Here is a 13130-nt window from a genome sequence, read left to right on the forward strand (position 1 = left end):
CGGATAAAAGTAGTTATGGCTGTTTGGTTATGCGCCGCTAGCGTGGGTGTGCGACGCTAGCGGCACGGCTTAGAGGCTGGCTTCAAGCACCCTGCGGCTGACGTCTAAGCTGACGTCGGCATGTTCGCCGAGTGCGGTTAGGCGGTGAGCGGCGAGCTGGTTGATCAGCGAATCGATGCCGTCAGCGCCAAGCTGGTAGGCCGATAGGCGCGTCGGTAGGCCCAGACTCTCGAAGAGTGTCCGGGTCTGTTGTATGGCGGCATCAATGCGCTGTTCTTCGTCCCCTTGGCTTATATGCCAAACCCGCTCGGCGTATTGCAGCAACTTGGCGCGCTTGGCTTCACGGCGAACTTCGAGATTTGCGGGTAACACGATAGCCAGCGTCCGTGCGTGATCGATGCCGTGCTGTGCGGTCAGCTCATGACCAATCATGTGCGTAGACCAGTCCTGTGGCACACCCGCACCGATCAAGCCATTAAGCGCCAGAGTGGCCGTCCACATGAGGTTGGCGCGGGTGCTGTAGTCCGCAGACTCCTCCAGCATCAGCGGACCGATTTCGATCAGTGTTTGCAGCAGCCCTTCGGCGAAGCGGTCTTGCACGCGGGCATCGATTGGGTAGGTAAGGTACTGCTCCATGACATGCACGAACGCATCTACTACGCCGTTTGCGAGTTGGCGGGTAGGGAGGGTCTGGGTCTTAGTAGGATCAAGAATCGAGAATTGCGGGAACACGTGAGGGCTGCGAAACGGCAACTTGTCTTGTGTCGCTCGGCGAGTTACCACACCGCCGTTGTTCATTTCTGAGCCAGTTGCGGGCAGAGTTAGTACGGTACCGAATGGCAAGGCTTGCCGAATACTTGCGCCCCGCGTTTCAAGGATGTCCCAAGCATCACCGTCGTAGCCAACAGCGGCGGAAACGAACTTAGTGCCATAAATGACCGAGCCTCCACCAACGGCTAGTAGAAAGTCCAAGCGATGGATGCGAACCGTATCAACGGCCCTGATTAGCGTTTCGTAGCTGGGGTTCGGCTCTATACCCCCGAACTCTTGCACCTCCCGGAAACCTAATGCCTCTCGGACTTCGTGGAGCGTCCCGCTCGCACGAGCGCTTTGGCCACCATAGAGCAGCAGAATGCGGGCTTCAGTCGGAATCAGCTCATCCAACCGGGCAATGGTTTGGTTACCGAAGATAATTCGCGTGGGGTTGTGGAAGTCAAAATTGAGCATAGATTTCTCTATTCCTTAAAAGTAGACCAGTCGTATATTTTTTGGTGAAATTTTTATTGCAGAAGCTCGTCGGCGCGCATTGCGCACCAAATAGCTGAAGATTGGTTAGAAGCTTGCTTCTAAAGGCAACCAAGTTGGTGTGGCATTCGTCTGCATTCCTGGTCCCGAGCCAAAGGCGTTGCCGCCAAGCAGCGTAAGCTCCGCGCGATGTCGAGGGTTGTTGCTAGGCACTGATGATAGGGCATCGGGAGTCATAGGTTTACCGTATCAAAAAAATAGACCGGTCGTCTACTTTCGGTTGTGGATAATCTATACAACGCTGTTTCGATGGTTGCTAATGAAGCAGCAGAAGCTTCATTGGCAGCGCATCGACTGATGCAGCCAAGCGTTACCACGCGGACTTCGCTTTGTAGCAGAAGGATCTGCCTGAGACCCAGTGCCTCACCGGAAGGGTGGTTGTGAACCAGCACGGTTGCCGCGGCGTTGTGCTCCAGAGCAGTCTTGACGACTTCCCGGGGATAGACGCTGGCACTGTCCAGAGTGCCCCGGAACAGTTCGTGAAAGACGATCACCCGGTGCCGGCTGTCGAGCAGAAGCAGGGCGAATACCTCATGCTCGTAGTCGCCCAGCAGCGCCTGCAGGTGGCCGAACACTTCCTTTGGTGAAGTCAGTGCTCGCCCCCGGCGCAGACGCAGATTCGCCAACTGTCGGGCCATCAGCAGGATTTCGGTTTCGGTGACCGGCGACTCGACCAGGTAGGTGCCGGTCGATTCACTGGCCTTCAGCTTGTGCAAGCGCATGGTGGGCTCCTTGAGGGTTATCGGTCGGTGGGGTATGGCGCTGGGCTTGCGCGTCCAGCTTCTCAGCCAGGCTGGGTTTCGCAGAGCGTTGGGGAGTGTTGATGGCTGGAGATGGGCTTTCCTCGGTGGGGTAGAACTCCTCGGCGACGGCGCCAGCGTCTTCTTCGCTGTCCTCGAAGGCGCCATTGCCGAAGCCACGCTGCGCCGCTTCATCCAACGCCGCCTGATCGAAGCCAGCTGCTTGCCGCTGCGCATCGAGCTCATTGGCGGCCAGTAGCGCCTTGGCCATGTCCATGCCGCCGCGTACCGTCAGGTCGACGTAGAATATCGGCGTGCCATGGCTTTGCCGGGTGGACTTTCCGCGCAGGCGCAGCTCCAGCGGCAGGCACGCCAAGCGGTTTCCGGAGATGGCCTGGAAGTAATGCAGCCGGGCGGCGAGGGTGCGGATGCTGTTGAAACCGGTGGTTCGGAACACGAAGCTGCCCAACGGGTCGTCGTCGCCAATGACCACGTTCAGTCGGCCGTAAGGTTTGCAGGCATTGCCTTTGGCCAACGAGCAGGCATCCGGCGAAGGGCAGGGCAGCGACTGCATGCCGTCCGGGGTGACGCGCTTGCAAGTCTCGCCATTGCCGACGCACAGCGGGCGTCCGGACTGGCGGTCGAACAGGCTGTAGTCGGTGCGGAAATTCAGCTCGGGTTCGTTGAACAAAAGGCGTACCGGAATGCTACGCAGCTTGTCGTCCTTACCCTGGCGCAGCTCGTCATTAAGCGGGTGCAGCAGCCACCCGTCCTTGCCTTGTACCTGGGACGTGATGGTGAACTGGTCATCCTTTTCCGGCAGTCGCTTGCCGTTCTTCTCGATGACCTTGCCAATTGAAATCCGTCCGAGCACCGGCGGAGTAATAGCCAGACCTTTGAGCATGGTGAATCTCCTGGAAATGAAAAAAAGCCAGCCACGCAGCGCGAACTGCATGGACTGGTCAAGGGAGGTATGGGAGGGAAAGGTTGGGTTTCAGCCGACCAGGAAGCGCCGAGCACCCGGTTTCAGCAGTGGGTACTTGGCCTGCAGGTAGGGTTTGTCTTTGAGTAAGTGAGCGACATCGAGGCCGATGCTGTCCTTGGCTTTGCGCCAGCTGACATAGCCGCTGGAGAACTCCGCACGACTGGCATCGCCCATGGCCTGCTGCAGCATCTGCTTGAGCTCGGCCTCGCGCTTTTCCTTGTCGGCAATCGCCTGACGAACGGCCTTCAGCTCGATGTAAGCCGCTGACAGACCAGCATGCTGGCTGAAGTCGACGACCTGGCCGTTGTCCTCCGGATAGAGACAGCGCAGCGCCGACTCAGCGGAAGCGGTGCCATCTGCCGGTGGCGGGGTGTCCGTTTCCACGTAATGCCAGAACTTGCGCTCCAGCTCGATTAGGCGAGCGATCATCTGCTCGTCTCGCTCAATGCGATGGATCTCCAGCGTTTGGCCACCCAGTAGAACCGCTACATCTGCCGCTTGCTTGCCGGTAACGGCGAGCTGGTGCATCACCTGCAACTGCACATACTCGGGTACGCCTTCTTTCCAAAGGCGTGCGCCGTTTATGCCGGCTGTCTTGCATTCAAGGATCTGCACATCGTCGGCCCCGATCACCTCGCGATCGATGTTGGCGAGCATCCAGGGCAGCTCAGGATCAGGATGCTGTAGCACGGCGTTGATGCGTCGCACCTTGTTCTTTGTGCGCTTGCTGTAATGCCAGGCCACAACCGGTTCCAGTACATTGCCCCAGTACATCGGGCTTTCTTCATCGTGCGGATCTGCCTTCGGTAACGCAGTGTCACGACCGGTTTTCTCCATCCATAGTTCGAGCTGCGATTTATAGGGATTTAGGCCAACGGCCGCGCCTGCATCAGAACTGCCGATGCCCTGCTTGCGCACCGCCAACCAGTCTTCACGCGGTAGTTCTTTGGTACTGATCAAGCGCAGCGCCGGGCGCGGCTTGCTGGTGCTGCTCAACGGAGTGGCTGTCATAGCGTTCACCTTGCGGAAATAGAAACGCCCGATCAGCAACTAGGCTGATCGGGCGTTATGGGGTGGGTAAGTAAGTGGTCAGGCGACCAGTTGCAGAGCGGTATCCAAGGCACGTTGTTTGATCTGCGCTCCTTGGCCGAACCAGGCCGAGTCCATGCGGTACTCGTTGCTGCGTGCCCGGCGCTCGTGATCGACAAACTCGGTCACGGAGTTGAGCAGGCCCCAGGCAGTGCCACGGGCAGAGTCCAACTGACTGCCACGACCACGACCCTCGTACAGCTCCTGGACCTTGCGCAGGGCGCGCTCGTTGGGAAGCACCTCCGGCAGAGCACCGGTCGGATTGGTCTCGCACAGCACGTTCATAAAGAAGCCCAGCGCTTCATGCCACTGCACCTTGCGTTCGGCCAGCGCACGCATGCGGTACATAAAGTCGTCCCATTGCGAGACGGCGATGCCGAGCTGTTTCTTTACCACCGTTGAATCAAAGCGCGTGTTGTGCGGCACCTTGATGGCGCGGCTGGTACCGTCCAGGGCGATGGTGAGGGTGTTGTTGCACACCACACGAACGGTGGTGGGGGTTGCCGTGGTTGCCAGGGTGCCGTCGCAGGATGTGGCAAGCAGCAAGTAGCCGTTCACCTGGTCATTACCCTTTATTGCTGCGCCCTGACCGGTACGAGCTAGCGCCCAGAACTTGCGACCGCCCTTGAGCACGCCAGCGGTTTCCAGCTCGTAGCCGGAGACCTCGGTGAGATCCCGGTAGAACTCCAGCACCTCACGCGGCTGAACGGTGTGGTAGCGGTTGGAGACCACCGACAGCGGTGCCTTGGTGTCCGAGCGGAACAGCACTTTCTGCTCAGGGAACGAATGGATAGCGCCCAGGTGGCCAATAGCATCCGATTTAAAATGCACGGGACTTTCCTGGATCTGCCAGTCCATGCCGGCTTCGCGTTGCCAGACTTCGATAGGTTGTTTTTGCGTGAGCTGATTGCCCAGGCCGTGCCACGGAGCAGCGCCAGCGTAGGCCATAGTTTCGACGAGGTGAGCCATGGTTGAGATTCCTTTGGGTGCAGGCCGGCATAAAGCGCCGCGCCCAGCGCAGCACAGTCCGGACGATGTGGATAGAAAAGGTGTAGTGCGGCCAGATCAGGCCGGCAGGTTGAAGCGATGACCGCAGAGCAAGCAGAGGTTATGGGCCAATACGTGTCGGTCGAGCGTATCGCCAAGCTGCGCTCCGAGCGCACAACCCCCAACACCGCCGGCCAGGCCGCCGAGAATGGCACCTGATACATAGCCGAGCGTTATGCCGAAAGGTCCGGCGATGGTGCCAATCAGCGCACCTGCTTGGCCGCCAGCCAGCGCAGCGCTGACGCCACGCGCAACACCGCCTACGGTGCCAATGGCCGCGCCAACTTTCATGGCTTGATGGAATGACGCAACTTTGGGGGAGTGACAACGAGGGCACTGCAATGACATAGGACGAACCTCTTTGGTGGTGATGTCATTGCAGTTATGTGTGGTTGAAAAATTAACGAATGGAATTTTCAGGCAGTGTAGGCGTCGCTGCGCCCGCTACTTTTGCTACAGCTTTAGCAGCTTTAGCAGGTAGCGATGGGGCTGTTGGTTAAAAAGTGTCGTGCACTGCCACTCTCGAGATTTCAAAAATGTCAAGGTGGCCGCTTAAAATAATTTCTGTTTAGTGGTTTGGCTGTTACGACTTCACCGGCTAGGTACCGTTGAGGTGTCAAAAGGAGGGTCGTATGCAAACAGAAAGTTTTGATGATGAATTGCGAGTGATCCGCATTAATCGGCTTCAGGTCATGCTAGGACTCAGTAGGTCGACTATATATGAGCGTATTAAACCAGGATCAAAATGGTTTGATCCGGATTTTCCTAAACCGTTCAAGATCGGAAGCTACGCAGTTGGGTGGGATCTGCGGGAGGTAAGAGCATTTGTTGAGTTGAAAAAACAGGTGGGAAGATGATGCGTGGCGAGAAGCCTGCGCGGCAGCCATCATGGGGTAGGGTGCCGCTCGAACCAAAAGAAGCATCGAATAAACATAACGTACTGGACCCTATCCCAGGTTTGCCGTTCGAAGTTTTTACCGAGGCGGTTGATGAGGTGCAGCGAAACATAAAGGCCCCAAGGGAGCTTGGTGTTTGTTCTGCGCTGGCGATAATGTCCCTGGTTTCTCAGGGGCTATATGACGTTAAGTCGCCTCTCGGTAATGTCTGCCCGCTGTCGCTGGCTATTATGGCGATTTCCGGTTCTGGGGATGGAAAAACACCGACGTTTCGTGCGTTGTCTGCAAGTGTATTTAAATATCAAGAAGTGATCCTTGCAGAACGTGATCTTGAGTATGTTAAATATAAGGCTGCTCATGGTGTTTGGTTTGAAATTTTAAAAGCACATAAATCTACCTTGAGAAAGTTTGTGCAGCGAGGTGAAGATACGGGAAAAATTTCTAGTTTGATCTATGAGCATCAAGAAAAAGAGCCAAGACCACCGTTGAATCTATTGTTTCTTAATGATGATGTGACTGTTCAGGCTTTGTTTCAATCCATGAATGGTGGGTTGTCGTCGGCAGGGTGGATGTCCAGTGAGGCCTCAGGGATTCTGAAAGGAGGAGCGTTTCAGCATTTCGATAAAATTAATTCAGTCTGGAGTGGAGATGGCGTGCGTGTAGGTCGTGTCTCAAGTGAGTCTTATCAGGTGCCTGATGCAAGACTTACGCTTTTTTTGATGATGCAGCCTAGTGTTTTTGAGTCTTTCAACGAAGTAAAAGGTGATGTTGCTAGAGGGACTGGATTTATTTCGCGTTGTTTATTTTGTCGGCCTAGGTCAACTCAAGGCTCCAGAATTGATGATGGCACTGAGCGTGGATGGCAAGCTTGTGAAAGATTTGGAGATAGGGCCGTTGTTCTTCTGAAAGAGTATGTTGATCGTTGTCGTCTTGGTGAAAGTGCGCGCAAGGTTATTCGATTGTCGGAACGCGCAAGTATGGTCTGGATAGATATTAGAAATCAGATAGAGAGAGAAATTTCGGAAGAGGGGGCTTATGGATGGGCGCCAGATCATGCTTCAAAGCTTGCAGAAAATATGCTTAGACTAGCTGCTATATTCCACGTATTTGAGGGGCGCGAGGGGGATATTTCTGAGACGACGATGCGGGCGTCAATTGAGCTAGGTTATTGGTTTTCGCGTCAGTTTAATAAGGTGTTTAGTCCAGATACAGTTCTAGAAAACGATGCAAGTGAGCTTCACGCTTGGATAAGGTCAAAAGGTGAATGGCGAATAGATAAAACCTATATTAGGCGTCATTGCCCCAATCGACTTAGAGACTCTGATAGGCTGGAGGAGATATATGAAAAGCTTGTCTGTGATGGGTTGATTCGCCTTGTGCTGGAAGGTAAGAAAGGGGTTGTAATTCTTAACTGAAATGGCTGGATTTTTATGAGTGCGTATGATTCTTTTGAGAAGATTAAGTCAATTTCATTTGAGGATAGTTTGCACAGGCTGCGTGCTGGCTTACGTTACATTTTTTTTAAACGCTGGCCTAAAGAGATGTTTAGCGATTTCTTAAGGAGAGTGTCGACCTTTCTAGAGGGAAACAAGAAGATATCTGAGAAAAATATTCTTTGGTGTTGGTTGAGGGAAGAGGCGGCTCGTGGGCCTGTTGAGTTGAAAGAGAGGTTTTTTTATGCTTCTCTTTATTACTTGGCTGCGGTTTATGAATATGATCAAGGGCGAGGAGATGTAGCTGCATCTCTGGCTGCGAGGTCTGCGCTTGAGCTAGGCCGGTTTGATGGCTGGCAGCAGTTTATGGCTGTAGTAAATATCTCTTATGACGGTCGTCTTAAAGGCGCACAAGCGGGCAAGATTATTAGGGACGCTTTATATGCGAAGCTTCTCGAATTTGTCAGGGGTGGGCCGAGCAATCCAGAATCAGGGTGGTCACGCTATGAGGACGTTATCAAGGATTTTGAATTGAAGCTTGAGAGCTTTCTGGATGCGTCATTCAATTCATTTAGCATTGATGTCGGCGATTTTATTATTAGGTCGCTAAAGAATAATGGTGAGGTAAGGGATGTTTATATGAGTTTTAAAAATAAATAAGTCGTTATCTGCTTACTTGTCTAGATGTGTCGTTTCTGTTGTCAGGTATTCTGCCCAGTCTTGCATTAGTTCTCTGCGCTTATCTAGATAGTCAGACCTGGAGTATGCTCCTTCAGTTTGGTCGCGTTCATCATGCGCAAGTGCCATTTCACATACTTCACGTGGGTAGTGTGTACGTTCACCAGCCCAGTCGCGAAATGATGAGCGGAAACCATGTCGCGTAATGGATTTATATCCCATGTCATGTAGTAGGGTGCGGATCGCATTTACATGCATTACACCGCTTTTACCTTGACCAGGGAACAAAAATGGACTGCCTTCTATACGTCGAATATCTCGCAGGCAGTCAATAACCTCGTTAGCAAGTGGTATTACGAAGGCGACGCGCATTTTCATGCGCTCGTCGGGAAGTGACCACGTACGAGCTTCAAAATCAAACTCATCCCAGCGTGCGAATCGCACCATGTGTGCGCGCGCAGCGGTCATGATCAGCAATTGTGCGGCAAGAGATGGTGCTGTCATGTTCGCTTTCAATTGATGCATTAGCTTTGGTACGTCTTGCCACGGCATTGCAGGGAAGTGCTCGCGCTTTCTAGCCTTTTTCTTTTCCGCCCGGCTGAGTAAGTTGTCCAGGTGGCCACGCCACCGTGCTGGGTTTTCTCCGTCACGAAGTCCGCGCGCTTTTGCTGCATCCAGAATTTGTTCGATCTGTCCGCGTACCTCGTCAGCTGTACGGGTTTTGGTGGTCCAGATGGGCTGCAGAACCTTGAGAATATGCGCTGTGTCGATCTGCTCGGCAGCCAGCTTGCCTATGTGGGGAAATACATAGAGCTCTAGCTTGCGCATCCAGCCTTTACGCCACTGCGCAGACCAGCTCCCGCCGTGGGCGATCCAGTAATCTGTTGCCAGTACTTCAAACTTGAGCTGTTTTGCCTCTTGGGCTCGTTGAGCCTCGCGTAGGGCTTCACGCGCCTGATCTCGGGCGGCAAGTGGGTCGATACCATCTATCAGATGGCGGCGTTTGGTGCTTGCTTCGAGTCGGGCGCTCTTGAGGCTGATCTCAGGATACGAACCTAAGCCCATTTCCCGGCGGCGACCAGCGAGCTGGAAGCGTAGTAGCCAAGACTTGCGTCCTGTGGGCTTAACGACCAGTCGTAAGCCATCGCCATCTTCGTAGGTGCCGGGCTCTGTCAGGTTCTCTACCTGTTTCGGATTCAGCTTGCCCATTGTGTGCCCTCTGCATTGCCATTTCCGCTTGTCCCCCCACTTGTCCCCCCACTTTGTCGTCGGATGGGGTTGTACTGGATCGGACTCTGTTGTTCAGGTAAATGGTTGTAGCCCTTGATTCGTCTAGGCTACCAGCTTGGGTTTCGGACTTGATAGGATTATTTCGGGCATAAAAAAAGCCGGCTTGTGGCCGGCTTTAGGGGGCGGTCGCGACTCATTTTTGGTGAGTCGTAACTGCCAAATGGGGGCGTGCACTCTGTCGTCAGAGGCGAGCGGGCCGAGACTTTAGCAAGACCCAGGCGAAGCTGCCAGCCATAACTGTTTCAGTGTATTGATCCAGGCAGGATTAATCGCTGGCAATTCGCTCCAGGCGATAGCCGTAACCGTAGATGGTTGCCAGTTTCCAGCCGTTTTCCGGGGTGAGTCCGAGTTTGCTGCGCAGGCGGTAAATGTGCGTATCAAGCGGACGTGACGAGTGGACTTCCTCGCGGGGCCAGAAACGCTCATAGAGGTATTCGCGTGAAAGTGGCCGGTCGATATTACTGATCAAGCATTTCGCCAAGCTGTACTCTCGCTCGGTCAGGTTGACGGGCATGTCGTTACGCTTGACCTGCTGCTCGGTGTCATCAAACAGCAGGTCGTAGACCTTGAGCGAAGGGCTTTTGTTTTGTACGACGTTGCCTTGGCGGCGCAACACGGCCAGAACCCGCGCTTGCAATTCCTGGCTACGGAAGGGTTTGTTGATGTAGTCATCGGCGCCTTCGTTTAATGCCAGCACAACATCCTGCTCACCATTGCGGCTGGTCAACATGATGACCGGAGGCTGCTTCTCAAGATGTTTGCGGCTCCAGCGCAAGACTGTCAGCCCACTTACGTCCGGCAGCTGCCAGTCAAGAATCAGCAGGTCGAATGTTTCGCGCTTCAATTGTCTGAGCAACTCTTCGCCGCGGCTAAAACCGTGCAAACTCCAAGGCACCTCACTGCGCTTTGCAATGTTCTGCAGAGTCTGAGTGATGCGGTCTACCTCGGTTTGTTCGTCGTCCAGTATTGCTACACGCATAGCTTGGGATGATCCGTATCAACTTAACGAGCGGGTTTAATGAGTAAGGTTGTTGCTCGGATGCGGGGGTGAGGCGAAATCTGAACAAATATGAGATTTGCCAAAAAGCAGCATCACTGCTTGCTAGATTTACGCCACATAAAAATCGCATACAAGCACTTTTGATGATCCAAGGCAAGGTAGCAAGAATTGCCTGATGTAGCCTGCGTTGCTGTAGGCGCGCAATTAACCATGCTGCTATGGATGCTGGTCTTTCCATCCATCCTTTCAGGTTTTGGGTTGTGCTGAGTATTTGTAATTAACTGTTCTGATCACTCAGGCAGTGAAGAGGTTCGATCTATTGCTCAAGGATTGCGCAATGAATCGAAGCAAGCGGCATGGAAGCCGCGAATGAAGGCCAGTTTAGCCACCGTTTAAAGGGGTTGCTAAGCAACGACCTGTGCATCTAGCTGACCACGGATAGGATTGGCTGATTGTGATCTAGGTACGTGGCTTTCATTGGTATAAGGAACCTTGTGACCTGTGTACAGGTTCCAGCAGGAGCGGGTCGAGGTTGGACGGACCCAACCAGGAGCAACATTCTCGTTGGCTGCCGAGCGTGCTCGGATGGTCGTGAGCTGTAGCATGGATTGCTACAGGGCATGGATGCCTCAGGGAAGATGTAGAGCGCGTGGCGGTTGCATGTTGACCGGCAAGAGTGAGCTATCACTACCGCGCTTGGTAAATAGCACAAGGACGTGCTTCCCATCGATTATTTTGAGTTAACTAATCTCCCATTGATATTGCTTATGCGAACGGCTCGTTCGCATAACTTTGGGACATGTTCGTAAGGAAGCAGGCATGAGTGGTAACACGGCTTTTAAGCAATGTACGGCAGAGGTATTTGGTACCTTCTGGCTGGTTTTGGCCGGCTGCGGCAGTGCGGTATTGGCGGGTTCGGATATAGGCTATCTGGGTGTGGCACTGGCGTTTGGCCTGAGTGTGTTGACCATGGCGTTTGCAATTGGGCATATCTCGGGTTGCCATCTAAACCCCGCTGTAACCCTCGGGTTATGGGTAGGAGGTCGTTTCCCGGGCAGGCAGTTGCTGCCCTACGTTATTGCGCAACTGATTGGGGGCTTTGCCGCAGCCACTGTTTTGTATTTTATTGCCGATGCCAAGCCCGGGTTTGATCTGGCCGCCTCCGGTTTTGCAGCCAACGGCTATGCTGAACATTCCCCCGCAGGTTATTCGATGGCTGGAGCCTTCCTGACGGAGGTGGTGATGACCATGATGTTTATAGTGGTCATTCTGGGTGCAACATCGACACGGGCGCCAAAGGGGTTTGCGCCTATTGCGATCGGCTTGGCGTTGGCGTTAATCCACATGATCAGTATTCCAGTGACCAACACTTCGGTTAACCCTGCACGCAGCACGGCTGTTGCCCTCTTTGCAGGTGACTGGGCTATTGCCCAGCTTTGGTTGTTCTGGCTTGCTCCTTTGCTCGGGGCTGTATTGGGGGCAGGCATCTATCGCATGATTGGGTCAAAGCAGGACGGCTGACTTTTAGGCGTTTTACCCAACAAGGGTATCCAGAGATGGGTATCCTTGTTTTTGTTTAGAGGCTTTTAGCTGTCAGGCAGCGGCCGGCCCGGTTTTCTGCTTGAATTGCGCAGGCTGGCTATCGATCACAGGGAGGTATCAAGTGGCTCATTCAACAGTTCGTGCATTTTTATCGCGTGTGCCGGTCGATTCATGAAGCGCATGCCATGCAATGCCGTTGCTGCCCTGGTGCTGGGCATGGCAGTCATTTGCCTGTTTGGCAGCACCGGGTTATACGCTGATCAGTTGCGTCCTGGGGCGGATGGGCTTGCTGCAAATCTTGCCTTGGCCGATATCCCGGAGCCTTTGCCTGCGGTAGTCGAATCTCTTGAAGGTGAGGCTTGGCTGGTCGACAAGCGTGGTAGGGAGACCCCTCTGGTTGAAGGTATGGCGGTCGAGCGGGAGCAGGGCATTCGCACCGGTAGCAATGCATTTATTGCACTGAGGCTCGGTGATGACTCTCGTATTGTGTTGCCTTCACAAAGCCGTGTTGTGCTCTTGTCTGACAAGAAAGTCATGCAGGTCAAGCTGCTGCAAGGGCAGGTAGAGTCCTACGTGCACAAGCGTGATCCTCAGGTAGAACACTTTCAAATACTTACGCCTGTCGGGGTTCTGGGTGTGCGCGGTACGCATTTTCGTGCACGGCAAGTTGAGGGTGAGGATGCCGTCTTGACTGAAGTACTCACTGGTCGCCTTGCCGCTGAGCGTGGCGATGGGCTTGATGCGCCGAGTTTGATCAACGCCAGGCAAGGCATGCGTGTAGCCCCTGTTGGCACCTTGAAAGCGGTCGACTTATTACCTGGGCCTGAGTTGCTTGGCCAGCAGGGTAGTGCAGGGGCGCAGGGCGAATGGACTGTATTGATCAAGCCGCTCGCTGGAGCCAAACGCTATCGGGTGCAGGTTGCCAGTGATCCAACATTTTTGCGGATCAGGCGCGAACAGTTCTCAAGTTCAACCCAGATCAGTTTCACCGGACTCGATTCCCCTTTGTACTACATGCGCATAACTGCATTTGATGAGTTGGGCCTTGAAGGAATGGCTTCAATCTATCACGTGATGCACTTCCTGCCTGTTGCAAGTAAGTACTGAGAACTCGAGTGACAGACA

General features: G+C 54.0%; 13 protein-coding genes. 5 read left to right on the plus strand and 8 right to left on the minus strand.

Annotated features, from left to right (window positions below):
* Positions 1–69: 69 nt before the first annotated feature.
* The 6 genes from PSES9_RS0111825 to PSES9_RS0111850 all read right to left on the minus strand — a co-directional run bounded on the left by PSES9_RS0111825 (position 70) and on the right by PSES9_RS0111850 (position 5514).
* On the minus strand, positions 70–1227 hold the full coding sequence (locus tag PSES9_RS0111825) for an iron-containing alcohol dehydrogenase (RefSeq protein WP_010487171.1): 1158 nt from the start codon (positions 1225–1227) through the stop codon (positions 70–72).
* A gap of 251 nt (positions 1228–1478) precedes the next feature.
* Positions 1479–2027, minus strand: coding sequence for a JAB domain-containing protein (locus PSES9_RS0111830; RefSeq protein ID WP_010487172.1), 549 nt, complete (start codon positions 2025–2027; stop codon positions 1479–1481).
* Positions 1999–2949 (minus strand): recombination directionality factor, encoded by a 951-nt coding sequence (locus PSES9_RS0111835; RefSeq protein WP_010487174.1) that lies wholly within the window; start codon positions 2947–2949, stop codon positions 1999–2001. The genes PSES9_RS0111830 and PSES9_RS0111835 overlap by 29 nt, the downstream gene beginning before the upstream one ends.
* Before the next feature lie 90 nt (positions 2950–3039).
* Positions 3040–4041, minus strand: coding sequence for a YqaJ viral recombinase family nuclease (locus PSES9_RS0111840; protein ID WP_010487175.1), 1002 nt, complete (start codon positions 4039–4041; stop codon positions 3040–3042).
* Positions 4042–4119: 78 nt separating this feature from the next.
* Entirely contained in the window at positions 4120–5088 is a 969-nt protein-coding gene (locus PSES9_RS0111845) for a DUF932 domain-containing protein (RefSeq protein WP_010487176.1), read from the minus strand.
* A 96-nt stretch (positions 5089–5184) separates the two neighbouring features.
* Positions 5185–5514, minus strand: coding sequence for a hypothetical protein (locus PSES9_RS0111850; protein ID WP_010487177.1), 330 nt, complete (start codon positions 5512–5514; stop codon positions 5185–5187).
* Between the two features lie 284 nt (positions 5515–5798).
* On the opposite strand from PSES9_RS0111850, the gene PSES9_RS23440 reads away from it, so the two are divergent.
* Genes PSES9_RS23440 through PSES9_RS0111865 form a run of 3 tightly spaced genes read left to right on the plus strand, consistent with a single transcriptional unit; the run spans position 5799 to position 8155 of the window.
* Positions 5799–6023, plus strand: coding sequence for a helix-turn-helix transcriptional regulator (locus PSES9_RS23440; protein ID WP_010487179.1), 225 nt, complete (start codon positions 5799–5801; stop codon positions 6021–6023).
* The gene (locus tag PSES9_RS0111860) at positions 6020–7477 is read left to right on the plus strand and encodes a YfjI family protein (RefSeq protein WP_029529517.1); all 1458 of its coding nucleotides are present in this window, start codon (positions 6020–6022) and stop codon (positions 7475–7477) included. Before PSES9_RS23440 ends, PSES9_RS0111860 begins: the two co-directional genes overlap by 4 nt.
* 15 nt (positions 7478–7492) lie before the next feature.
* The gene (locus PSES9_RS0111865; RefSeq protein WP_010487184.1) at positions 7493–8155 is read left to right on the plus strand and encodes a hypothetical protein; all 663 of its coding nucleotides are present in this window, start codon (positions 7493–7495) and stop codon (positions 8153–8155) included.
* Between the two features lie 12 nt (positions 8156–8167).
* Here PSES9_RS0111865 and PSES9_RS0111870 read toward each other — a convergent pair whose 3' ends face one another.
* Positions 8168–9382 carry a tyrosine-type recombinase/integrase gene (locus PSES9_RS0111870; RefSeq protein ID WP_010487186.1) on the minus strand — a complete coding sequence of 405 codons (1215 nt, stop codon included), beginning with the start codon at positions 9380–9382 and terminating at the stop codon, positions 8168–8170.
* A 346-nt stretch (positions 9383–9728) separates the two neighbouring features.
* The gene (locus PSES9_RS0111875) at positions 9729–10442 is read right to left on the minus strand and encodes a response regulator transcription factor (protein WP_010487188.1); all 714 of its coding nucleotides are present in this window, start codon (positions 10440–10442) and stop codon (positions 9729–9731) included.
* 840 nt (positions 10443–11282) lie between these two features.
* On the opposite strand from PSES9_RS0111875, the gene aqpZ reads away from it, so the two are divergent.
* Both aqpZ and PSES9_RS23445 read left to right on the plus strand, forming a co-directional pair.
* Positions 11283–11984, plus strand: a complete 702-nt coding sequence (aqpZ, locus tag PSES9_RS0111880) for an aquaporin Z (protein ID WP_010487190.1) — start codon at positions 11283–11285, stop codon at positions 11982–11984.
* Positions 11985–12176: 192 nt separating this feature from the next.
* The gene (locus PSES9_RS23445; RefSeq protein WP_010487193.1) at positions 12177–13112 is read left to right on the plus strand and encodes a FecR family protein; all 936 of its coding nucleotides are present in this window, start codon (positions 12177–12179) and stop codon (positions 13110–13112) included.
* Positions 13113–13130: the final 18 nt, after the last annotated feature.

The organism is Pseudomonas sp. S9, from assembly GCF_000222125.1.
Lineage (GTDB): Bacteria > Pseudomonadota > Gammaproteobacteria > Pseudomonadales > Pseudomonadaceae > Aquipseudomonas > Aquipseudomonas segetis.